At 73.6% G+C, this 21,264-nt stretch carries 24 protein-coding genes; 14 read left to right on the forward strand and 10 right to left on the reverse strand.

The features are described from left to right. The first annotated feature begins 23 nt into the window (after window positions 1–23). Both CLV92_RS09330 and CLV92_RS09335 read left to right on the forward strand, forming a co-directional pair. Window positions 24–836, forward strand: coding sequence for a hypothetical protein (locus CLV92_RS09330; RefSeq protein WP_104432521.1), 813 nt, complete (start codon window positions 24–26; stop codon window positions 834–836). A 104-nt stretch (window positions 837–940) separates the two neighbouring features. Continuing rightward, complete coding sequence (locus CLV92_RS09335) at window positions 941–1,750, forward strand: LGFP repeat-containing protein (RefSeq protein ID WP_104432522.1); 810 nt, start codon at window positions 941–943, stop codon at window positions 1,748–1,750. A 33-nt stretch (window positions 1,751–1,783) separates the two neighbouring features. Here the strand turns inward: CLV92_RS09335 and CLV92_RS09340 are convergent, their stop codons facing one another. Further along, window positions 1,784–3,007: an AMP-binding protein gene (locus tag CLV92_RS09340; protein ID WP_158257178.1), complete on the reverse strand. Its 1,224-nt coding sequence runs from the start codon at window positions 3,005–3,007 to the stop codon at window positions 1,784–1,786. Window positions 3,008–3,029: 22 nt separating this feature from the next. Next, window positions 3,030–3,719 carry a biotin transporter BioY gene (locus CLV92_RS09345; protein WP_211290997.1) on the reverse strand — a complete coding sequence of 230 codons (690 nt, stop codon included), beginning with the start codon at window positions 3,717–3,719 and terminating at the stop codon, window positions 3,030–3,032. Window positions 3,720–3,821: 102 nt separating this feature from the next. Between CLV92_RS09345 and CLV92_RS09350 the strand changes: the two genes are divergently transcribed. Further along, entirely contained in the window at window positions 3,822–5,420 is a 1,599-nt protein-coding gene (locus CLV92_RS09350) for an ABC-F family ATP-binding cassette domain-containing protein (protein WP_104432525.1), read from the forward strand. Window positions 5,421–5,591: 171 nt separating this feature from the next. Beyond that, window positions 5,592–5,810, forward strand: coding sequence for a helix-turn-helix domain-containing protein (locus CLV92_RS09355; protein WP_104432526.1), 219 nt, complete (start codon window positions 5,592–5,594; stop codon window positions 5,808–5,810). A gap of 152 nt (window positions 5,811–5,962) precedes the next feature. Here the strand turns inward: CLV92_RS09355 and CLV92_RS09360 are convergent, their stop codons facing one another. The 4 genes from CLV92_RS09360 to CLV92_RS09375 form a co-directional block, all read right to left on the reverse strand. Further along, the gene (locus CLV92_RS09360; RefSeq protein WP_158257179.1) at window positions 5,963–6,712 is read right to left on the reverse strand and encodes an SDR family NAD(P)-dependent oxidoreductase; all 750 of its coding nucleotides are present in this window, start codon (window positions 6,710–6,712) and stop codon (window positions 5,963–5,965) included. 94 nt (window positions 6,713–6,806) lie between these two features. Next, complete coding sequence (locus CLV92_RS09365) at window positions 6,807–7,652, reverse strand: SURF1 family cytochrome oxidase biogenesis protein (RefSeq protein ID WP_104432528.1); 846 nt, start codon at window positions 7,650–7,652, stop codon at window positions 6,807–6,809. A gap of 100 nt (window positions 7,653–7,752) precedes the next feature. Next, the gene (locus CLV92_RS09370; RefSeq protein WP_104432585.1) at window positions 7,753–7,980 is read right to left on the reverse strand and encodes a hypothetical protein; all 228 of its coding nucleotides are present in this window, start codon (window positions 7,978–7,980) and stop codon (window positions 7,753–7,755) included. 193 nt (window positions 7,981–8,173) lie between these two features. Beyond that, window positions 8,174–8,572 carry a DUF3099 domain-containing protein gene (locus CLV92_RS09375; RefSeq protein WP_211290999.1) on the reverse strand — a complete coding sequence of 133 codons (399 nt, stop codon included), beginning with the start codon at window positions 8,570–8,572 and terminating at the stop codon, window positions 8,174–8,176. A gap of 82 nt (window positions 8,573–8,654) precedes the next feature. Between CLV92_RS09375 and fabG the strand changes: the two genes are divergently transcribed. From fabG to CLV92_RS22855, 3 genes are all read left to right on the forward strand, one after another. Beyond that, window positions 8,655–9,365 carry a 3-oxoacyl-ACP reductase FabG gene (gene fabG / locus CLV92_RS09380; protein ID WP_104432529.1) on the forward strand — a complete coding sequence of 237 codons (711 nt, stop codon included), beginning with the start codon at window positions 8,655–8,657 and terminating at the stop codon, window positions 9,363–9,365. A 74-nt stretch (window positions 9,366–9,439) separates the two neighbouring features. Continuing rightward, window positions 9,440–10,207, forward strand: a complete 768-nt coding sequence (fabI, locus tag CLV92_RS09385) for an enoyl-ACP reductase FabI (protein WP_104432530.1) — start codon at window positions 9,440–9,442, stop codon at window positions 10,205–10,207. Between the two features lie 33 nt (window positions 10,208–10,240). Next, window positions 10,241–10,375, forward strand: a complete 135-nt coding sequence (locus CLV92_RS22855; protein WP_281256918.1) for a hypothetical protein — start codon at window positions 10,241–10,243, stop codon at window positions 10,373–10,375. Between the two features lie 947 nt (window positions 10,376–11,322). Here the strand turns inward: CLV92_RS22855 and CLV92_RS09390 are convergent. Then, window positions 11,323–11,715 (reverse strand): hypothetical protein, encoded by a 393-nt coding sequence (locus tag CLV92_RS09390; protein ID WP_146099473.1) that lies wholly within the window; start codon window positions 11,713–11,715, stop codon window positions 11,323–11,325. A gap of 520 nt (window positions 11,716–12,235) precedes the next feature. On the opposite strand from CLV92_RS09390, the gene CLV92_RS09395 reads away from it, so the two are divergent. Further along, entirely contained in the window at window positions 12,236–12,532 is a 297-nt protein-coding gene (locus CLV92_RS09395; protein WP_146099474.1) for a hypothetical protein, read from the forward strand. Window positions 12,533–12,584: 52 nt separating this feature from the next. On the opposite strand, the gene CLV92_RS09400 is transcribed toward CLV92_RS09395, so the two are convergent. Beyond that, window positions 12,585–12,845, reverse strand: a complete 261-nt coding sequence (locus CLV92_RS09400) for a hypothetical protein (RefSeq protein WP_104432533.1) — start codon at window positions 12,843–12,845, stop codon at window positions 12,585–12,587. A 468-nt stretch (window positions 12,846–13,313) separates the two neighbouring features. Between CLV92_RS09400 and CLV92_RS09405 the strand changes: the two genes are divergently transcribed. Then, window positions 13,314–14,153, forward strand: a complete 840-nt coding sequence (locus tag CLV92_RS09405; RefSeq protein WP_211291000.1) for an alpha/beta fold hydrolase — start codon at window positions 13,314–13,316, stop codon at window positions 14,151–14,153. 210 nt (window positions 14,154–14,363) lie between these two features. Here CLV92_RS09405 and CLV92_RS09410 read toward each other — a convergent pair whose 3' ends face one another. Beyond that, entirely contained in the window at window positions 14,364–14,780 is a 417-nt protein-coding gene (locus CLV92_RS09410) for a hypothetical protein (RefSeq protein ID WP_104432535.1), read from the reverse strand. A gap of 118 nt (window positions 14,781–14,898) precedes the next feature. Here CLV92_RS09410 and CLV92_RS09415 point away from each other — a divergent pair, with 118 nt between their 5' ends. Both CLV92_RS09415 and CLV92_RS09420 read left to right on the forward strand, forming a co-directional pair. Further along, window positions 14,899–15,144: a hypothetical protein gene (locus CLV92_RS09415; protein ID WP_104432536.1), complete on the forward strand. Its 246-nt coding sequence runs from the start codon at window positions 14,899–14,901 to the stop codon at window positions 15,142–15,144. Between the two features lie 240 nt (window positions 15,145–15,384). Then, on the forward strand, window positions 15,385–16,584 hold the full coding sequence (locus CLV92_RS09420; RefSeq protein ID WP_104432537.1) for an aminotransferase-like domain-containing protein: 1,200 nt from the start codon (window positions 15,385–15,387) through the stop codon (window positions 16,582–16,584). Window positions 16,585–17,288: 704 nt separating this feature from the next. Here the strand turns inward: CLV92_RS09420 and CLV92_RS09430 are convergent. Next, window positions 17,289–17,990 (reverse strand): hypothetical protein, encoded by a 702-nt coding sequence (locus tag CLV92_RS09430; RefSeq protein ID WP_104432539.1) that lies wholly within the window; start codon window positions 17,988–17,990, stop codon window positions 17,289–17,291. Window positions 17,991–18,535: 545 nt separating this feature from the next. On the opposite strand from CLV92_RS09430, the gene CLV92_RS09435 reads away from it, so the two are divergent. The 3 genes from CLV92_RS09435 to CLV92_RS09445 all read left to right on the forward strand — a co-directional run bounded on the left by CLV92_RS09435 (window position 18,536) and on the right by CLV92_RS09445 (window position 20,805). Continuing rightward, a complete protein-coding gene (locus tag CLV92_RS09435; RefSeq protein WP_104432540.1) occupies window positions 18,536–19,459 on the forward strand; it encodes a HEAT repeat domain-containing protein in 924 nt (307 codons plus the stop codon). A gap of 258 nt (window positions 19,460–19,717) precedes the next feature. Next, on the forward strand, window positions 19,718–20,224 hold the full coding sequence (locus CLV92_RS21390; RefSeq protein ID WP_158257180.1) for a hypothetical protein: 507 nt from the start codon (window positions 19,718–19,720) through the stop codon (window positions 20,222–20,224). A 116-nt stretch (window positions 20,225–20,340) separates the two neighbouring features. Continuing rightward, window positions 20,341–20,805, forward strand: a complete 465-nt coding sequence (locus CLV92_RS09445) for a hypothetical protein (protein WP_104432542.1) — start codon at window positions 20,341–20,343, stop codon at window positions 20,803–20,805. Window positions 20,806–21,264: the final 459 nt, after the last annotated feature.

Below are 21,264 nucleotides of genomic sequence, written 5' to 3' on the forward strand. Positions count from 1 at the left end.
CCGGCGACCCCTGGAGGACCCCTGTGACCACCGCACAGCAGCCCGGCCTGCGCCGCCTCGACGAGCTGGCCGGCCACCTCGCCACCCGCGGTGAGGTCGTCGCCGTCCTCGGCCTCGGCTCCGCCGGCCGCGAGCTGGAGCGCTTCGACGAGCACTCCGACCTCGACGTCTTCGTCGTCGTCGAGGACGGGGCCGCCAAGCAGCGCTACCTCGGCGACGGCAGCTGGCTGGCGGCACCGTGCGCGGTGGTGTTCTCCTTCGCCAACACCGCCGACGGGCGCAAGGCCCTCTACGCCGACGGCCTGTTCGTCGAGTACGCCGTCTTCACCGCCGACGAACTCGCCTCGATCCCCTACACCGGCGCGCGGGCGGTGTGGGCCCGCGCCGACGCCCCGCGCGACCTGACCCGGGGGCGGGCGCCCGGTCCCCGCGGCGACGACACCGTCGAGTTCCACCTCAACGAGGCCCTGACCAACCTCCTCGTCGGCATGCACCGGGAGCTGCGCGGGGAGCGGCTGGCGGCGTGCCGGTTCATCCAGTCCTTCGCCGTGGACCGCATCCTCGACCTGCTGCGCCTGAGCCGCCCCGCGCCCAGCGGAACCGCGACGCCCGGCGCAGACCCGTTCGAGCCGAGCCGGCGGGTGGAGCTGGCCCATCCCGCGGACGAGCTGCCCCTGGCGCGGCTGGTCCCCGGCTACGACGCCAACCCCGCGGCGGCCCGCGCGGCCCTGGAGTGGCTGCGCGCCAGGTTCGACGTCGACGCCGCCCTCGCCGCCGCCGTGGAGGAGCTGCTGCAGCGCGCCGCCGCGCGGCCGTCGGCGTCCGCGGCGGGGTGAGCCGGCGCGTCGTTCCCGGGTCGTGACCGGACCGTTCCCGCAACCTGCTGCGCCGGCGCGCGGGGCGGTACTACCGTCGTCGTGCCGACGAGCTGGGAGGCACCGTGACCCGCACCGCACGCAGCACCCGCCCTCGTCTCCTGGCCGCCGTCGGGGCCCTGCTCACCCTCGCCACCGCCGCTCCCGCGCAGGCGGACCCCCGCGTCGGCGGCGCCATCGGCGTGCACCACGAGGTGCACGGCGAGATCCGCAGCGCCTACGCCTGGAGCGGGCGGGAGGCCGGTGTGCTCGGCCTGCCCCTGACCGACGAGGTCGTCACCCCCGACGGCGCGGGCGCGTACAACGTCTTCGAGGGCGGCTCGATCTACTGGAACAGGTTCCGCCCGGACGCGGCGCACCTGGTGCGCGGGGCCATCCGTGACGTCTGGGGAACGCGCGGCTGGGAGCTCGGCCGCATCGGCTATCCCGTCTCCAGCGAGTACGACATCCCCGGCGGCAAGCGCCAGGACTTCCAGGACGGCTTCGTGGAGTGGTCCCCGGCCACCGGTGCCCGCATCAACCAGACCCTGACCACCCCGGACTTCCCCGGCTGCCCCTTCGGCCCGCAGCAGGCGAGCGCCGAGCGGGCCGGGCGCTGCTTCGGCGAGGCGTGGCTGGCCGGTCGCCGGGACGTGATGCGTGAGTACGGCTCCCAGTGGGCGGTGCAGGGGATGCTCACGGTGCCCAGGCGCGGCAGCCTCTCCGGCGTCGCCTGCGGCCCCAACCCGCGCCGCCCACCCGTCAGCCACTCCACGATCTCCTGCACACTCACGTTCAGCGTGGCCGGGGCGGTGCCCTACGCGGTGGACCTCGACCACGACGTCGTCGGGATCATGCGCAACAACGAGGTGGTGCGGGTCCACCCGCGCGGCTGACCCCCCGCAGCCGGAGCGGCCCCCGCCGCGGGACTACGGGCCCGCCGCACCCCGGCCGTCGGCCTCGACGCGCTCCTGGGCCAGCTCCCGCGCCGCGTCGCGGTCCACCTTGCCGGCCGCGGTCAGCGGCAGCGCGGGCAGCAGCAGCCAGCGGCGCGGCCGGGCAGCGGCAGGCAGCGCGCGGCAGGCGGCCACCAGCCGGGCCCGCAGCCCGGCGCGGGTGGCGTCCCCGGCCACGACGGCGGTGACCACCTGCCCCAGGCCCGGGTGGGCCGTGCCCACCACCACGGCGGCCTCCACCCCCGGCACGGCCAGCAGCACCACCTCCACGTCGGCGGCGACGACGGTGTGCCCGCCGGTGGTCACGGCCGCGCCGCCGCGGCCGAGGACGTGCAGGCGGCCGGCGGCGTCCAGGCGCGCGCGGTCCCCGACGCTCGCCCACAGCCGCCCGTCGCGGCCGCGCTGCAGGCGCAGCGGGGCACCGGGGTCGGGGTCGAGGTAGCCGCGGCTGAGGTAGGGGGAGGACACCCACAGCAGCCCGCCGCCGGACTCGCCGCCGCCGGACTCGCCGATGCGCAGGTCGGCGCCGGGGAAGGCCGTCATCGCCGTGGACGGCGCGCCGGGGGAGTCGACGCGGGCGGCGACGAAGGACAGCTCCGCGGCGCCGTAGTACTCCACCAGCCGCCACCCCAGCCGCAGGGCGCGGGCGCGCAGGGCCGGCGGCAGGGCGTCACCGGCGACCACCGCGCAGCGCATCCGCGGCAGCGCGCCGGCCTCTGCGGCGGTCAGCGCGCCGGCCAGGGCGGCGGGCACGGCGTGCAGGACCGTGGCCTGCGGCGGCGGGGCCGCGCCGCCGCGCCCGAGGCCCACGACCGGCAGGCCGCGCAGGCGCGCGTGCCAGGCCCCGTGCAGCGACAGCGTCGACGCCGGGCGGCCGGGCACCCACGCCACGTCGTCGTCGCGCACGTCCATCAGCTCCGCCAGCGCTGCGGCGCTCGCCCGCCACGACGCGTGCGTGCGCAGCACCCCGCGGGGGCGGCCGGTGGAGCCGGAGGTGAACAGCGCCGCCTCCCCGTGCGCGAGCCGCCCCGCCCGCGCGGCGGCGGTGACGGCCTCCCCGGCCTGCGCGCGCAGCGCCTGCGGCCAGGCCGGGTCCAGCACCGCCACCGGCCGTCCCGCCTCGAACGCGGCGCAGAAGGCGGCCAGGACGGCGTCGGGCCCCTCCTCCGCGAGGAGGAGGGGCCCGGGGGTGCTCACAGCGGGAGCGTCCGGCGGGTGGTCAGCGGGTGCCGGTGTCGCCGGCCCGCTGGGAGTCCTGCTGCCCGGCGGTGTCCGGGCCACCCTCCAGTGCCCGGCCCTGCAGCGGACGGCCCTGCAGCGGCTTGGGGTCGCGGCGCAGCAGCCGCGGCTCCTCGGCGATGCGGGGGTAGCCGCGGCGCACGCCCGCGGTGACGATCGCGGCGATGAGGGCCTTGGCCAGGTCACCCGGCAGGTAGATCACGGCGGAGGCGGCCGCCGCGGCCAGCGGGGTGCCGGTCATCACGGCCACGCCGGGGATGCCCAGGGCGTAGACGACGACCATGCCGCCGATCACGTTGGCGAGGACCCCCCACCACAGCGGGTAGCGCGGCCAGCGGGCCTGCACCAGCGCCCCGGTCACCGCCGCGCCCAGCGGCCAGGCGATGAGGTAGCCGACGCTGGGGCCGGCGAAGACGCCCAGGCCGCCGCGCCCGCCCGACAGCAGCGGCAGGCCCACCGCGACGAGGACGAGGAAGACGAGGACGGCGGCAGCGCCGCGGCGCCAGCCGAGGATCGCACCGGCCAGCATCACCCCGAGGGTCTGCAGGGTGATCGGCACGGTGTTGCCGAAGACGTAGAGCGCCCCGGGCAGGCCCAGCACGGCGATCAGGGCGGCGAAGGAGGCGACGAGGGCGAGGTCACGCGAGGACCAGCGGCGAGAGGTGCGCACGGGCGCACAACCTATCGGCCCTCGAACCGGTGACCGGCGGGATCACCGCGATCCGGCGCCTACCATGGGGAGACGTGATGCCCTCGTGATCCCCCGCCTGTCATGATCGTCGCCTCGGACATCGAACTGCGCGCCGGCGCCCGCCTGCTCATGGAGCACGTGACGTTCCGCGTCGCGCCGGGGGACCGCGTCGGCTTCGTCGGCCGCAACGGCGCCGGCAAGACCACCCTGACCAAGGTCCTCGCCGGTGAGGCGCTGCCCGCCTCCGGCACCGTGACGCGCTCGGGGGACATCGGCTACCTGCCGCAGGACCCCCGCGCCGGGGACCCGGAGATGCTGGCCAAGGACCGCATCCTCTCCGCCCGCAACCTCGACGAGATCCTGCGCAAGCTGCGCCGGGCCGAGGCGGAGATGGGCAGCGACGACGAGCGGGTGCGGGTCAAGGCGATGGACCGCTACGCCAAGCTCGACGCCCGCTTCGTCGCCGAGGGCGGCTACACCGCCGAGAGCGAGGCCGGGCGCATCTGCGCCAACCTCAACCTGCCCGAGCGGGTCCTGGAGCAGCCCCTGAAGACCCTCTCCGGCGGGCAGCGACGCCGCGTGGAGCTGGCCCGCATCCTGTTCTCCACCGCCGAGACCCTGCTGCTGGACGAGCCCACCAACCACCTCGACGCCGACTCCATCGTCTGGCTGCGGGAGTACCTGCGCACCTACTCCGGCGGCCTCGTCGTCATCAGCCACGACGTGGACCTGCTCGACGCCGTCATCAACCGCGTCCTCTACCTCGACGCCAACCGCTCCGCCGTCGACATCTACAACGTCGGCTGGAAGGCGTACCTGAAGCAGCGCGAGACCGACGAGAAGCGCCGCCAGCGCGAGCGCGCCAACGCGGAGAAGAAGGCCGCCACCCTCATGGCGCAGGCCGACAAGATGCGCGCCAAGGCCACCAAGGCCACCGCGGCGCAGAACATGGCCCGCCGCGCGGAGAAGCTCGTCGGCGACCTGGAGGCCGTGCGCGCATCCGACAAGGTCGCCAAGCTGCGCTTCCCCAAGCCCGCCCCCTGCGGCAAGACGCCGCTGATGGCCCGGGACCTGTCGAAGTCCTACGGCTCCCTGGAGATCTTCACCGGGGTCGACCTGGCCATCGACCGCGGCAGCCGCGTGGTCGTCCTCGGCCTCAACGGCGCCGGCAAGACCACCCTGCTGCGCATGCTCGGCGGTGTGGAGCGCTCCGACACCGGCGAGATCGTGCCCGGCCACGGGCTGAAGATCGGCTACTACGCGCAGGAGCACGAGACCCTCGACCACGAGCGCACCGTGCTGGAGAACATGCGCTCGGCCGCCCCCGACCTCGACGACACCGAGGTGCGCAAGGTGCTGGGCTCCTTCCTCTTCTCCGGCGACGACGTGGACAAGCCCGCCGCGGTCCTCTCCGGCGGGGAGAAGACCCGCCTGGCGCTGGCCACCCTCGTCGTCTCCGCAGCCAACGTGCTCCTGCTCGACGAGCCCACCAACAACCTCGACCCCGCGAGCCGCGCGGAGATCCTGGGGGCGCTCGCCGGCTACGAGGGCGCGGTGGTCCTCGTCACCCACGACGAGGGCGCGGTGGAGGCGCTGGACCCCGAGCGGGTGGTGCTGCTGCCCGACGGGGTGGAGGACCTCTGGAACGCCTCCTACGCGGAGCTGGTCGCCCTCGCCTGAGTCCCGCCCCCGGTTCCGTCTCGCCGTCCGGGTCCCGCCGCCGCGGAGGGCGCGTCGCACGCGACGCGCGGGCGAACGGCCGGGGGCGGGCAGGTTGCCCGGCGTCCGACTGGCCCTTTCCCCGTTCGTTGGTGACCATGGAGGGAGCGGACGAGGCGAAGGAGGAACTTCGTGGCCGAGACGGTGAAGAAGGGCTCGCGGCTGACGGGCGCAGAGCGGGAGACGCTCGCAGCCGAGCTCTCCAAGGGGTACGCGGAGGGCAAGAGCATCAGAGCGCTGGCGGAGGAGACGGGGCGCTCCTACGGCTTCGTGCACCGCATCCTCAGCGAGAGCGATGTGTCGCTGCGCAGCCGCGGCGGCGCGACCCGGGGACGCGCCCGGCAGCAGTGAGGCCGCGGCGGTGATCGACCGCCCGGCCGTGACGACGACGCCGTGCGTCCCGCCCCGCCCTGCGCGGGGTGGGGCGCACGGCGTCGTCGCCGGTGCGCGAGGGCTGCGGCGCCGGGCCTGCATCGCCGCAGGCCAGGCGGGCCCTCAGGTGCTCACAGGGAGCGGGCGAGGCCCCCGTCGACGGCCAGCGCGGCGCCGGTGACGTAGGAGGCGGCGGGGGAGAGCAGGAAGATCGCCCCGCGGGCCACCTCGTCGGGGAAGCCGTTGCGCCGCAGCGGCACGTCCTGCACGTCCAGGCGCGCGAACCCGGTGGGGGCCTCCCCGCCGAGCGGGTCGGACTCGATGCGCCCGGCCAGGACGGTGTTGAGCCGGACCCCGCGCGGGCCCAGCTCGTCCGCCAGTGCCTTGCAGGTCTGCGCCATCGCGGCGTGCAGGCCACTGAGGGTGCCGGCCTCGGAGCGCGGCTCCCGGGCCGCAGTGGACAGCATGATCACGATGGAGCCGCCCTCACCGCTGGCCGCCTTCCCCATGGAGCGCACCAGCCGCAGCGGCCCGAGGAAGATGTTCTCGAAGTCCTGCCGCCAGGAGCCGTCGGCGGTGGCGGTGACCTGCCCCTCCTCCGACTCGGCGATGACGACGATGCCGCCGTCGAGGCGGCCGAAGCGGGCGATGGCGGCGGCGACGAGGCGGGTCTCGGTGCCGGGGTCGCTGATGTCACCCGGCACGCCGATCACGTTGTCGGTCTCCCCGACCTGCTCCATCACCGCCTTGACCTCGTCGTCCTCCCGCGCCGTCACCACCAGGCGGGTGCTCTCGTCCGCGAGCAGGCGCACGCAGGCGAGGCCCAGGCTGCCGCTCGCACCGGAGACGATGTACACGCGATCGGTCAACCCGAGGTCCATGAGGCCATTGTTGCGCAAAGTGGCGACTGCATCACACAACATCACCCGGCTGGTCCGGGCGGAGGGCCGTCCCGCCCCCGGCGAACGCTCGTGGTCAGGGGCGCGTGGAGCGCTCGACCTCCGCGTCCTCGGCCTCCTCGTCGCTGAGCTGATCGCGCCGGCGACGAGCCGGAGGCGCCGCGACCCGATCGCCCCCGGCGCCGGCGGCGGCGCGCGCCTGCAGCTCCCGGCGCCCGGCGACCACCCACACCACCAGCGACGTCAGGGCGAAGGCGTACCACTGCACCGTGTACGCCAGGTGCGGCCCCTGGTCGACGGGCGGGCGCGGCAGCAGCACCGGCGCCCGGGCAGGGCGCGGCTCCTCCGCGGCCAGCACGCCGTAGGCCTCGCGCAGCGGACGGGGCACCTCGGCGGCGACGTCCTGCGCGGCGATGCTCTGCACCTGCCCCTGTGGTGCCGGGTTGTCGCGGTCCGCCTCCCAGCGGCGCAGCCGGACGGTGACGTCCACCTCCCCGGGCGGCGGCGCGGGCACGGCGTCGGGAGCGCTGCCGTCCTGCCCGGCGGGGATCCAGCCGCGGTCGACGAGCAGGGCGCTGCCGTCGGGCAGCAGCAGCGGCACCAGCACCGCGTAGCCGTAGGACTTCTCCAGCGGCCGGTTGCGCGCCAGCAGCGTGTGCTCGGGGTCGTAGCGCCCGCGCACCCGCACCGGCGTCCACACCTCACCCGGCTGCAGGGTGCTGTCGGCGGGCAGCACGGCGTCCAGGTCGCGGACGGGGGCGTCGTAGTTGGCCACCAGCGGCGCGGTGCGGGCCTGCCGGTCGGCTCGGCGCTGCCACTGCCACTGCCCGAGGACGACGCACACGACGGCGACGGCGCAGGCGACGGCCAGTCCGGCGACCCAGCGCCGCTCGCGGAGCAGGCCGAGGACGGAGGTGGGCACCTGGACACCCTAGGCACGCCCGCCGCCGCACCGCCGCGGCGGGGCGGTGCTCCACGGGTGCCGCCGGGGCGCCCTCAGCGGCGCAGCTGCTCGGCGGCCCTCAGCAGCGCAGCTGCTCGGCGGCCACGGTCTCGCGCAGGAAGCCGCGCAGGGTCAGGAAGTCGCTGAGGTGCTGGCGGTGCGCGGTGCAGGCCAGCCACGTCTTGCGCCGCTCGGGGGTGTGCAGGCTGGGGTTGTTCCAGCGCAGCCCGAAGTCGGCGTGGGCCCGGCAACCGCGGGCGCTGCAGACCAGGTCGGAGGGCGGCTCGTGGCCGCCGGTGTGCGCCACCGCTGCGGGGCGGGTCAGCTCGTGGGCGAGGTGGGGCGAGGGCAGGTCGCGCTGAGGCGTCGTCTCCACCCTCACGAGTGTGGCACCGCGGAAGGCCCCTCGGCGACGCCACGCGCGCGGCGGGGCGCCCGTCCACCCGGATGCCGGTGCATCCGGACGGCCGTGCACGAGGCGCGGCCCGGCGGCGGACCGCTCAGGAGCGGGGGCCCTCCTCGGCGTCGACGATGCGCCCCTCCACCACCTGCACCTCGGCCGGCGGCGGGGTGGGACCGATGGCCGGCACCACCTCCGGGACGTGCTCGAAGGTCGGCGGGGGAGCGTCGCGGTGCTCGCGCCCGGCGTTGGCGATGACCACCGCGACGTAGGGCAGGACGACCGCCGCCACGACGAAGAACCAGCGCACCCAGTGGTCGATGACGACGAGCAGCACGAAGCAGACCGTGCGGATCAGCATGGAGATCACGTACTTGCGGAAGCGCACCTGGATGTCTGCGGTGTGCGCGGTGGGGGCGGCACTGATGCGGTAGACCTCCGGCGCCGCGCCCGCACGGCCCAGAGTCTCGGTGGACGCAGCGGTCCTGGAGTGCTGCACCCGACCACGGTAAGCGCCGCCTCCGACATCCGCCCGGGCACCTGTCGGGTCCGCTCAGACCGATGCGTTAGCGTCCCCCCTCGTGCCAGCACCCAGGAGCGTCCTCGTCACCGGCGGCAACCGCGGCATCGGCCTCGCGGTCGCGCGCGCCTTCGCCGCAGCGGGCGACAAGGTCGCCGTGACCCACCGCGGCAGCGACGTGCCGGAAGGCCTGCTGGGCGTGCGCGCCGACGTCACCGACACCGCCTCCGTGGACGCCGCCTTCGCCGAGGTGGAGGCCGCCCACGGCCCCGTGGAGGTCCTCGTCGCCAACGCCGGCATCACCCGCGACCAGCTGCTGATGCGCATGACCGACGACGAGTTCGCCGCCGTCCTCGACGCCAACCTCACCGGCGCCTTCCGCTGCGCCCGCCGCGCCAGCAAGGGCATGATCCGCCTCAAGCGCGGCCGCATCGTCTTCGTCTCCAGCGTCGTGGGGCTCTCCGGCGGCGCGGGTCAGGTCAACTACGCCGCCAGCAAGGCCGGCCTCGTCGGGATGGCGCGCTCCATCGCCCGGGAACTCGGTGGGCGCGGCATCACCGCCAACGTCGTGGCGCCGGGGTTCATCGAGACCGACATGACCGCCGTGCTCGGCGACGACGTGCGCGCCAAGGCCCTGGCCGGCATCCCCGCCAACCGCTTCGGCGCGGTCGACGACATCGCCGCCGCCGTGCGCTTCCTGGCCGGCGAGGACGCCGGCTACGTCAACGGCGCCGTCCTGCCCGTCGACGGCGGCATGGGCATGGGCCACTAGAACCCGTTCCCGCCGCCGCCGCGGCGGCGGAACCGCACCGGCACCGGACGTCAGAGGGAAGGACGAAGACCCGCATGGGACTGCTCGAGGGCAAGAGGCTGCTCATCACCGGCGTGCTCACCGACCGCTCGATCGCGTTCTCGGCCGCGAAGCTGGCGCAGGAGGAGGGCGCGCAGGTCGTACTGTCCTCCTTCGGCCGCCAGAGCAAGATCACCACCACCATCGCGAAGCGGCTGCCGCAGCCGGCGCCCGTGGTGGAGCTCGACGTCACCAACGAGGAGGACCTCGCGGCCCTGCCGGAGCGGGTGCGCGAGCACGTCGACGGCCTCGACGGTGTCCTGCACTCCATCGGCTTCGCGCCCAAGACCGCCATGGGCGGCAACTTCCTCCACACCGAGTGGAGCGACGTCGCCACCGCGGTGCAGGTCTCGGCGTACTCGCTGAAGTCCCTGGCCGTGGCGGCGCTGCCGCTGATGGGCTCCGGCGGCAGCCTCGTCGGCCTGACCTTCGACGCCCGCGTGGCGTGGCCGGTCTACGACTGGATGGGCGTGGCCAAGGCCGCCTTCGAGTCCACCGCCCGCTACCTCGCCCGCGACCTCGGCCCGCAGGGCGTGCGCGTCAACGTCGTCTCCGCCGGACCGCTGCGCACCACCGCCGCGACCTCCATCCCCGGCTTCGAGACGCTGGAGGGCACCTGGAGCGAGCGCTCCCCGCTCGGCTGGGACGTCAACGACGCCAGCACCGCGGGACGGGCCTGCGTGGCGCTGCTGTCGGACTGGTTCCCCGCCACGACCGGCGAGATGATCCACGTCGACGGCGGCTTCCACGCCATGGGTTCCTGAGACCGGTCCGGTCGAGCACCCCGTGAGGACCCGGTGAGCACCGCGCCCCGGCCTCCCGACGGCCGCGAGCCGTCGGGAGGCCGTCGCCTCCTCGTCCTGGGCGGCGTCATGATCCTCATCGTGGTGGCGCTGTCGCTGCTGGCCACCTGGGCCGCGCAGCACGGCTGATCCCGCCCCGCGGACCGGGACCGCCTCCGAGCGTCAGGCTGGCCTGGATGCGGCAGCCGGGCCACGCCGGGAACGAGCCCCCCTCGGGGTGTAACGCCCGAACGGGTGACGTCGATGTGATCGCTGAGTCCGGGGGGCTCGTGGTCGGGGTCCGGGGGGACCAGGGTCGCGAGGCCGGCTCACTGCGGGGGGAAGCGGTGCCGCGCGTCTGGTGACAGGGGGGCTTGTCACCAGACGCCGCACCGGCTGCACCCGCCCGGTCCACCGCCGTGATGTCACCGGCGACGACCGCCCGCACGGCCGTGGGGCGCGACACGAGTTCCGGCGCGCCACCTGCCGCACATCTCCGGGGCGGCGGCGGGAGTTCCCGTCACCGCCGTCCTTCGGGTGCGGCGCGCGACGCATCGTCGGGGCACCCGCACGTCCTCGGTCGCTGATCGGCGGATGCCCCGACCGTGGACTCGGAGGACGCTCTAGGCGGTGGCCGGGATCACCAGGTATGCGACCAGGGCAAGGAGCCCCGAGACCTGCAGACCGCGGATGAGCTGCGATCGCCCGGCGCCGCCCTGCGGCCCACCGCCCGGCGCCGCCCTGCGGCCCACCGCTCAGCAGGCGCGCGGCGCCCATGGACGTCGAGCCCGCACCCGCGAGGATGGTCGTCGCCTCACGGGCGACGACTCCACCGAAGAGGAGCACGATTCCCGCGAGGCTGAGGACGGCCGCGCCGACCCGGCTCAGACGCCCCGCACGTCGAGGGCTGGCGGCGGGCGCCCGCACATCGGGGGCTGATCGCACCGAGGCAGTCTCCGGCTGACCGGCCATGAGCACTCCTCACCCAGATGGGACCGCCGGTGTGCGGCCAGGGTGGACCTTCGAGCGGGGAGGGAGGCTCGGCGTCCACATCGGTGGCCGCTCGAACGTCCGCGCTCGCTGCACGTAGGGCGCGATCACGTTCGACGTCGAGCGCGCACACCCCGCACCGAAGCGCCGGCGCCGGCGCCGGCCAGGAGAAGGCTGACGAGCCCGTAGAACCCGATGACGATCCCGAGCTGGGGATCCGGCTCCGTGATCGACAAGTGCCAGCCCATGACGACGGTGAGGGGCACGACCACCAGCAGCACGCCCAGCCGCGCCCCGATCTTCCAGGCGCCCAGCGCGCTCAGTCCCACGACCGTCACGGCCACTCCTGCGAGCAGCCCGTCGACGACGGACAGGTCGTCGCCGTCGTACCAGCCGAGCCACGCGAGCCACGTCACGGCGCTGAGCGCCCCGACGGCCACCGCCCAGGAGACCCGACGCCACCGATGGGCGGGCGGTGCTGTCCGACTGGTCACTGCCACGTTCCACTCCCGAGCTCACCCGCACGGACATCCGCTGCACCTGCGTCGCAGCCTCCGCCACCCTCCCCGGTAGCCGGCCCCTGGCGCATCAGCCCACCGGGGCCGCCCGCCACACCGGAAGGAGGAGACCCGAGACGAGGCCCGCACCAGCGGCTGGACCGTCGCCCCGTCGCAGCACACCGTCCATCTGGCGATGGCCGACCACGACACCCACCACGGAGCAGTACGAAGCGCACCGACCCGACCGAACCGGAGGTCGTGCGCGCGAAGGGCTGGGACGCCTGCGCGATCGTGCAGCTGTCTCAGCTGCCCCCGTGGGGCGTCGCCTCCGTCGCGATGGTGAAGCGGGGCGCTCGCCGGCACCTGACGCGAGAGAGCACCGAGGAGTGATGATTCGACAACGACGCGATCGCCTTCGAGGAGGACTGCCTGCGCCTCGTCGGAGAGGAAGCGACGCCTGACGAACGTCCGACGTCGTCGCGCTGCGTGCGCGATGACGGCGGGCGAGAGGATGCCCGGCATGTCGAGCCATGACGATCCTCACGAGTCCGCGCCCGACGATGCTGCTGTCGACCCTCAGGCCGACCGCGAGCGGTCAGAGCCGGACGCTGCGCACGACGGCTTCGACGGTCGACGTTTCGCGCTCGGGATCAGCATCTTCATGCCTCTCGCAGTCGTCGTCGGCGTGCTCGTCCACAACATCGGCCTGGCCTTGGCTCTCTCTCCGATCGCAGCGCTGCTCTTCGCGCTCGTGCCGATCCGAGGCGGCCATCCCCGAAGCCCCGGCACGAGCACCAGACCGGACGACATCCGATAGACGTCCGCCATTGCGGCCGACGGGTCGCGATCATGGTGGCCGCTGGACGTCCTCAGGTGCAGAAGAGCGAGCACTCGGCAACCCCGTCGGCTGCCCGTGCGATGCGACAACCGAGCATCCGCGACCACGACGAGAGGCTTGTGCCGGTCAGTTGCGCGCTGAACGACGAGCTTCGCGCCATGGACGTCGTCGTCGAGGTGGGCGACCGGGAGCACACGTGCTGCGGGCCGCCGAGGCCGGCCACCAGGCAGGCCGAGCCCGCGACGGCGGCCAGCCCCACCATGCAGACGCCGACGAGGGCCGTGACCTGCACCAGGGCGCTGGTCGGCCTTCCAGGCGCGGCCCACCGGTCTCGTCCACCGCTCCACGGTCGCAGAGCGGCATGCCCTCCGAGGGGCAGCGTCGACCGTCTCCCCGGTCCGACCACCACACCGACGCACTCTCACGGCGCCGACAGCGGTGCGCGGAGTGGCGTTGGTCCTGCTCGCCGTTGCACTCAGGTTCTGGATCCCCCTCCTGCACCCTGAGCCTGGCCAGCCCGGCCACGAAGAGCTGTGGTTCCCGGGCTGGGCAGGGCTGGGCGTCGCGGCATGGGGGGCGCTGGCCGGTGCGCCGTGGCTGCTGGTGACGGCCTGGAACGCACGCCCGTGTCGAGGAGCGAGCGGTCTTCCCATGGCCTCCCGCTCCCCTCGTCAGCGCCGCTGACCGAGGACTTCTGGTGCGCGTCCGGGTCTGACCAGGCATGACCGACACAACGAGCACCCCGCCCCGGACGCACACGATGGGGCGGGGCGACGACACCATCCACTACGACGTCCGCGGCGACCTCACCGCCGCTACGGCAGAGCGGCCGGTCCTGATCATGGTGGGATCGCCGATGGACGCGACCGGGTTCGGATCGCTCGCTGCCCGCTTCGCCGACCGGCCGGTCGTGACCGTCGACCCGCGCGGCGCCGGACGCAACCCGGTCGGCACCTCTGCGCTCTCACCCGACGTGCACGGCCAAGACCTGCACCGCGTCATCGAGGACCTCGGCATCGGGCCGGTCGACATCTTCGCCAGCAGCGGCGCCGCGATCAACGCCCTGGCCCTGGCGGCCGCCCGTCCCGACGACATCCGCAAGCTGGTCGCGCACGAACCCCCGATCGCCGACCCCCTCCCCGACCACGAGGCCTACCTCGCTGTCTGCCAGGACATCAAGGTGATCTACGAGGCATCGGGCACCGGGCCAGCGATGGCCAAGTTCATCGCCTACGTGATGCACCAGGGCCCGACCCCGGACGACTACCTCGACCGGCCGACTCCCGAACCGACGCAGTTCGGGCTGCCGACGCACGACAACGGCGACCGTACCGACCCGCTGATGCGCAACATCCCGACCTGCCAGGCCTACCGGCCCGACTACGACGCCCTCGCCGCGCTCGGCGACCGAGTGGTCCTGGCCTACGGCATCGAGTCGGGGGAGGAGAGCCCCGCCCGCGGCGCCCGTGCTGTCGCCGAGCGGATCGGGCGTGCCGCCGTGGACTTCCCGAGCCATCACGCCGGCTTCCTCGGCGGCGAGTTCGGCCAGCAAGGTGACCCCGAGGCCTTCGCCGAACGGCTGCGCATCGTGTTCGCATGAGCCGGTGCCGCTCCTGCCCTCTGTCCTGTCTCAGCTGACCCGTCTCAGCGTCGCATCGACCCGTTCCCACCGTGGACCAGAGCGACGCTTCCTGACGTGGACAGCGGTCGTTCGGGCAGCAGCCGGACGGGACCAGCAGCCCACGAGGAGCGGCCGTCGATCATCCGACTGTGACGCGCTGCAGGCGCGATCATGGCGGGCTGGAATGAGTCACTGCGCCATGCGCCGCAGCCCACGGTTTCGGCAGGCGTCGAGCAGCGTGTCCGCGTCCTGCCGGGACAGGGGCGGCAGGGTGACGAAGCGACCAGCGCGGGTGCTCAACCGCACCTGCTGAAAGCCGTCTCCGTCACGCGCCTTGGCGAAGTCGACGTCGCGCCACCGCACGAGCGTCTGGCGGCGCGAGCCGGTCCACACGCTCAGCCTCTCCTGGTCCAGCACCACACGAGTCCGACGGCGCACCACGACGCTCCACGCCAGGGCCGCGGCGCCGAGCAGTCCGCCGGCCAGCGACCACGACCGCCAGACGATCACCGCCACGGCGAGGCCAACCGTCAACACCGCCACGGCGACGAAGGCCCCGCGGTCCCCGCGCAGAGGCGGACTGATCAGGACGACCTCGTCACCCATCTCCTGACTCTGACACGCAGGCGCAATCGCGCCTACTCACGGGGGGGATCATCCAACATTGACGGTGCCGGCGCGATCGTGGTCGGGGGACGGACAGCGCTGCGGCAGGCTTGCCGGCGTGAGCGCAGGCACCGACTACGTCGTGGACGACGAGGGTCTCTCCGATGACCGGGCGAAGGCGGTGGTCCGCGCTGCCCTTGCGGCGCTGGCTTGTGATGCCGCCGAGGTCGAGACGGACCTGCCGGGTCACGATGCGGGGGCATGGCCGGCGCCGGTGGAGGCCGCCGCCGAAGCGTTGCGCCGGCCGAAGCCCCGGGCGCCCCGGATCTGGTGGGTGCCGCGGCGACGTCGTCCCCAGGCCTGACCCTGCACCGAGCGGCCTTCGGTGAGCCCCCACGAACCGCACGCCGTTGACGCGCTGACGGCGCGATCATGGCGTCCGAGGACGTCCGACTTTGTCGATCCGCGGATGAGAGGCGGGTTGGGTGTTCGCAGGTGCAACCGGCAGGGGCAGGCCGGGTGATGCCCGCGTCGAAGGTTGAGTCGGAGCCGGTTCGCCGGGGGTGTGGCGGTCGGTGATGGTGACGACGGGCAGACTGCTGCGATGTCCGGTCCTGTGCGCACCGCCCCCGCTCCTGCTCTGGCTGCCCGCCTGCGTGGCGTGAACAGCTCCCCGGTGCGTGAGCTGCTGGCACTGATCGATCGCCCGGACGTCATCTCCTTCGCCGGTGGGCTCCCTGCCCCGGAGCTGTTCGACCTCGACGGACTGCGCACCGCCTTCGACACCGCCTTGTCCACCACGACCGGGCGCCGCAACCTGCAGTACGCCCCCACCGAGGGCAACCCCGCCCTGCGCGAGCACCTGGCCGAACGCCTCAGCGGGCAGGGGCTGCCCACCGACCCCGCGGACCTGCTGATCACCACCGGGTCGCAGCAGGCCCTGACCCTGCTGGCCACCGCACTGCTGGACCCCGGCGCGGTGGTCGCCGTGGAGAACCCCACCTACCTCTCCGCCCTGCAGTGCTTCGAACTCGCCGGAGCCCGCGTGGTCGCGGTCGACGGCGACGAGGGCGGCATCGACCCCGACGCCCTGGCCGAGGTGCTGCGCCGTGAGCCCGTGCGGGTGCTGTACCTGGTGCCCACCTTCGCCAACCCCACCGGCCGGACCCTCGACGCCGAGCGGCGCCGCGCGGTCGCCGAACTCGCCGCCGCCCACGGCGTCTGGATCATCGAAGACGACCCCTACGGGCAGTTGCGCTACCGCGGGCAGGCGCTGGCCCCGCTGGCCGCCGAACCCGCCGCAGCCGATCTCGCCCTGCACCTGGGCAGCTTCTCCAAGATCGGCGCACCCGGTCTGCGCCTGGGCTGGTTGCGCGCACCGGCGAGCGTGCTGCCGGCACTGGTCGTGGCCAAGCAGGCCGCGGACCTGCACACCTCCACCATCGACCAGGCCGCCGCCGCGGCCTACCTAGCCGCCAGCGACCTCGACGCCCACATCGCGCGGCTGCGCACCGCCTACGGCGCCCGCCGCGACGCGATGGTCTCCGCGCTGCGGGACGCCCTGCCGGCCGGCAGCAGCTGCAGCGACCCCGAGGGGGGCATGTTCTGCTGGGTCCGCCTGCCCGGGGACGTGGACACCGCGACCCTGCTGAAGACCGCACTGGCGCACGACGTCGCCTTCGTGCCCGGTGCCCCCTTCTACGCAGCCGATCCCGACCACGCCACCCTGCGGCTGTCCTTCACCAGCAACCCCCCGAACACGATCGCCGAAGGTGTCCGGCGCCTCGGCCAGGCCCTGCGGTGAGCACCTGCCCCCGCCCGACGACTCCACGGTCACCGCACGCTGCGGGCGCGTTCATGACAACCGCCGGACGCACTCACATGTCGATCTCCGGATGTTCCGACAGTGGGCTCTGGGCGCGCCCTAAGCAGTCAGACGGACCACCAGGTAGGCGGCCATGGCGAGGAGCCCGCAGACCCGCAGACCACCGATGAGGTGTGGTCGCCCGGCACTGGCTTGCGGCCTACCGCTCAGCAGTCGCTCGGCACCGATGCACGTCAAGCCGGCACCCGCGAGGGTGGTCGTCGCCTCGGTGGTGACCGCTCCATCGAGCAGGAACACGACGCCCGCAAGGCTGAGGATGGCCGCGCCGATCTGACTCAGACGACCCGCACGTCGAGAGCTGGAGGCAGGGGCCCACCTGGCCGCGGCTGATTGCACCGACGCAGTCTCCGGCTGACCAGCCACGAGCACTCCTCACAGAGATGGGGACGTCAGTGTCCCGCACAGGTGGACGCTGTGAGCGGCACGGGGAGGCCGGGCGTACACAGCGACGGCCGTTCAAACGTCCGCCTTCGCCGCGACGAGGGCGGTACCTGCCTGTGTGGGTCGTTCGCCTCCGGCTGCGGTCACTGCGCGGGGCACCGCGGGCCCGGGTCGTGGTCTCAGGGACTGCCAGCACTCGCAGGCCGTCGCATCGCGCGGCCCGCGAGTGTCAGCAGAGAGCCTCAGCGTCCCGGGCGGTTCCGGAAGTACGTGGACGTCTCGAAGGAGCCGTTGATGTTGTCCTCGCTCCAGTAGGGGTTGTCGAAGTCGTCGGCGTCGATCGCGAAGTCGATGGGGCCCAGCGCGCCTTCGGTGTAGGCGTTGCCGCTGGTCACCACGCGCGTCCAGGCGCGGTAGGTGTTCTCCCCGTCGCTCCAGGACTGGTCGCGGATGTGGGTCTCCATGCCCTTGATGCTGCGCAGCCGCATTGTCAGCGGCCAGGTGCGCGTCTGCCCGGTGTTGTCGTCGGTCACGGTCACGGTCGCGGAGGCGGTGTAGGTGGCGGTCTTGGCGTCGAGGGTGAAGGTCACCTCCGTGCTGCTCAGGACGTGGTAGCCGAGGTATTCGTAGCCGAGCTCCCCGTCGGGCACCTCGTCGTCTGGGTTGGTGTTCGGCACGAAGGCGTGGGTCAGCATGCCGCCGCTCAGGCGCGTGCCCTGCGCGTCGCGGGTGATGAAGACGGCGCCTTCGTGGAAGTTGCCGGGCAGGCCGAGGGCATCGGTGGGGTCGTTCTCGATGAACGACAGGGACGCGTACTGGGTGGTCCGGCCGTCCCTGGAATTGTCCCCGGGCGGGGCGGCCGCGGCGGCACCGGCGTGGCTCAGCAGCACGGTGGGCAGGACCAGCGCGGCGACGGCCCTGGACGCGGCGGTGCGAAACGTCATGATCGGGAGTACTCCTCGGTGCGGGGGGCCGGACGTGTCGGCGCCCGGCGTGCAGGTCGAGCGACCGGCTCGCGGCAGTCTGGCAGCGGCGCCTGGGCCACGCCGGGGTTTCCGCCAACTCCGGTGGGCGCCGCCCAGTCACCAGACCGGCACCCGGACCGCTGGCCGGACCGGTGGCCGATGGTCCAGTGATCGGTGCTCCCTCAGAGGCGACGAAATCGCGCGCAGGGTCGATCCCGCCGCACTCCAGCACGGCTGCCCTCGCCCGCGCCCATCCCGCGCCCGGCAGCAGAGCCGCGCACCGTCCAGCATCGACACCCCGCCCCGCCGACCCTGCCCACGAGAGGCAACGTTGAGCGCTGAACTACTACCCGACGCCTCTAGCTGCGCAACATCCGCACACGCCGCACTGAGGGCGCGATCGTTGACGGCCGGCAGGCGCCGACCGTGTTGATGAGCGAGCGGTCGGCTGCCGTCGATGGGCATGTCGTTGATCCCCTTGCCGACGATCGTCGAGTGCGGGCCGCCCGTGGCAGGCTCTTGCTGTGCCCACAGCCGAGCCCGCGGATCAGCTCGCCGGGGAAGCTGACCGCCTCGGTGACCTCGTCAACGGCCACCCCGAGCACGTCGACGAGGTGCTTCCTCAGCTGGTCCGGATCCTGACGTCCACCGACGCCTCCCGAGTGCTGCTGGCCTGCATCGCGGCCCTCGGTCACGCCTGGCACCCCGCGGCCGCAGCCGCCCTGCTCGACCACGTCCGGCCCGACCACCCCGACCCTCAGGTCCGCCTCGCGCTCGCGCAGGCACTGCCCGGTGGCATCGATACCCCCGGCGACCTGCGCGACCGCACGATCGACGCGCTCATCCTGCTCACCGCAGACGCCGAACCCCACGTGCGGGACTGGGCCGCCTTCGGCTTGGGGCAGCTGCAGGCCCGCAGCCCTTCAGCACGTGAGGCGCTGGCCGGACTGCTGCACGACCCCGACCACGACGCCCGTTGCGAAGCGCTCCAGGCCTTGGCCGCGGCTGGTGACGACCGCGCCCACCCCGTCCTGCTGGCCCGCCTGGACGCCTCCGGGGATCTCTGCCTCGTCGAGCTGGAAGCCGCCGCCGCGCTGGCTGCCCCCGATCTGCACCCCGGCCTGCAGCGCCTAGCTGAGGAGTGGGCCGGGGACGCGGACGAGTTCACCCAGACCCTGGAGCTGGCCCTGTCCCGCTGCCACCCCGACGCCGCAGCACTCGCGGGCCAGGTGGAGCAGAACCTGCTGGAAATCGTCCGCGGTGTCGTGCAGGAGCCGGCCGGCGTCCAGTTGCAGGGCGCCTACCCCCGCACCGCACTGATCATCACCCGCGACGGCGATCCCGAGGTGCACCTGGACGTGTGGGCGGACGGCGAGGACCCCACCGACTACCCCGTGACCCACGTGGTGGGCGCCGTCCTCGGCGCGCTGGCACCGCCCGAGCCCTGACCACGACCCGCGGGACAACGCCGCGCACATCAGCACGCTGACGCTGCACCTCCGCACCCGCAATGATCACTGCCCGATGCGCGCTCATGCCGCCCTGCGGGCGCGATCATGGACGGCCGGAAGACGCCCTCACCGGGCCGGTCGTACACCACTCTCATGGACGCCACTGGTCTCCCCGCTGCCAGCCTCACCGCCGCCCTGTCTCGAAGTGCCGGCGCGCACCCGGCCCGTACCGCTGCCTCCACCGCGGGGGCGTCCTTGGCTGCGGGTCTTGCCACCGCCCTGGGGGTGCCCGCGGGGCCGGTGGCCGCGTTCGAGAGCTCCGGGGGTCGGCTGTCGCTGTGGCAGTCCTCCACCTCCGGTCCCGGCGCGGGACGAGGTGCGGCGGCCTTGGGGTTGCCGATGGCGGCCAACGGCGCACCCGACTTCGCTGCCCTCACCGCAGCCGGCGCCAAGGTCACCGGCGCCCTACCTGGCGGGTACTCAGAGGTCACCTACATCGGTGACGGGGGCACCACCACCGTCTACGCCGCCGTCATCGAACGCAGTGACGGCTCCGCGCCCTTCCTCGTCAGGGGCGCAGACCTGCGCAGCGCCGAGGGCTCCAGCCGCGCCGAGCGGCAGGCCAGCCTCGAAGCGGTCACCGCCTACTTGCGCGAGCTTCCCGACACCGTCGAGGAAGCCCGCCAGCGCATCTGGGCCGGCTCCCCGAGCGCATCCCCCGGTAGCGCCCGCAGCACCCACACCATCGACACCCGCGCCTGAACACCCATCCCGGCTGGGCCACGCAGCCGCAGAACATCCGATTTTGGCGCCGTGGGTGCGCGGTCACAGTTGGTCGACAGGTGCAGGTGGGACGGAGCACATGTCAGCCTGTCACGGTGAGCGATCTGCGTGCCCTCCGCGCCCGCGCCGTCACTGAGGACCTGCCCCCGGAGGAGATGCCCGACTGGGCCACCCGGGCCCTAGTCGAAGGGCTGGACTCCCCGGCACTGGCCGAACTGGCCGGCATGGGCACCCACGATCCCCGCACCGTTCGGGAGGTCTTCCACACTGCGGTAGACGAGCTGGGAGCACCACCACTGACGATGACCGAAGCGATGTGGGAGATGACCCACCACTGGGCTCAGGCGATGCTCGACGGCACGTTGACCCCGTACGACGCAGCGCACCGGATCTGGAATGCCTGGCACAGGCTGGACCATCCCGACGAGCTGATCGGCTTCGTCGGCGACATCAGCCAGTGGGACGACGTCCCCGGCTCCCACTCGCGGATCGAGCAGTCTCTGCGAGCCGAGGCGAGCGAGTACCTGCGCAAGCGTCAACACCCCGCGAGCAGCGCCTAGGCCTCCACCTGGTCACCTCAGCGCATCCCTACGCCCGCACACGCCACGCTGAGGGCGCGATCATGGGCGGCCGGCGGACGCGCGACTTTGGCGGACGCGCGACTTTGTCGATGTGCGCGCAGTGCGGATCTCACTGTGGAGCCGGGTTCACCGTCGCTGCCGGGGCCTGTCCACCGTCGACCAGTGCTCTGGCGCCGACTGGCTCCGAAAGGTGCACAACGAAGGGGGTGTCCGGATTGCTAGGACACTCCTGGTCCCCGCCAGCGCGCTTGACCCGCACGGTGATGATCACTGCCTCCGGCTGATAGTCCACCTCAGGCTCTTGGATGCGACCTTCAGCGGACCGCCCGGACGCGCAGGAGACGGAGCTTGACCCGGTTTCCCGGACAGGTGGGTGGCTCGATCATGCCGCAGCAGTCAGTGTGGTGTGAAGGGCTTCGTACTCGGCAGGGCTGAGGT

Origin of the sequence: Kineococcus xinjiangensis, from assembly GCF_002934625.1 — a bacterium.
GTDB lineage: Bacteria > Actinomycetota > Actinomycetes > Actinomycetales > Kineococcaceae > Kineococcus_A > Kineococcus_A xinjiangensis.

What these genes read in the sequence shown, in the direction of transcription:
- CLV92_RS09360 (WP_158257179.1), bottom strand. Translation starts at nt 6,712, where the DNA reads ATGGACCTCGGGTTGACCGATCGCGTGTACATCGTCTCCGGTGCGAGC.
- CLV92_RS09395 (WP_146099474.1), top strand. Translation starts at nt 12,236, where the DNA reads ATGTCGAGCCATGACGATCCTCACGAGTCCGCGCCCGACGATGCTGCT.
- fabI (WP_104432530.1), top strand. Translation starts at nt 9,440, where the DNA reads ATGGGACTGCTCGAGGGCAAGAGGCTGCTCATCACCGGCGTGCTCACC.
- CLV92_RS09430 (WP_104432539.1), bottom strand. Translation starts at nt 17,990, where the DNA reads ATGACGTTTCGCACCGCCGCGTCCAGGGCCGTCGCCGCGCTGGTCCTG.
- CLV92_RS09410 (WP_104432535.1), bottom strand. Translation starts at nt 14,780, where the DNA reads ATGGGTGACGAGGTCGTCCTGATCAGTCCGCCTCTGCGCGGGGACCGC.
- CLV92_RS09350 (WP_104432525.1), top strand. Translation starts at nt 3,822, where the DNA reads ATGATCGTCGCCTCGGACATCGAACTGCGCGCCGGCGCCCGCCTGCTC.
- CLV92_RS09420 (WP_104432537.1), top strand. Translation starts at nt 15,385, where the DNA reads ATGTCCGGTCCTGTGCGCACCGCCCCCGCTCCTGCTCTGGCTGCCCGC.
- CLV92_RS09405 (WP_211291000.1), top strand. Translation starts at nt 13,314, where the DNA reads ATGGGGCGGGGCGACGACACCATCCACTACGACGTCCGCGGCGACCTC.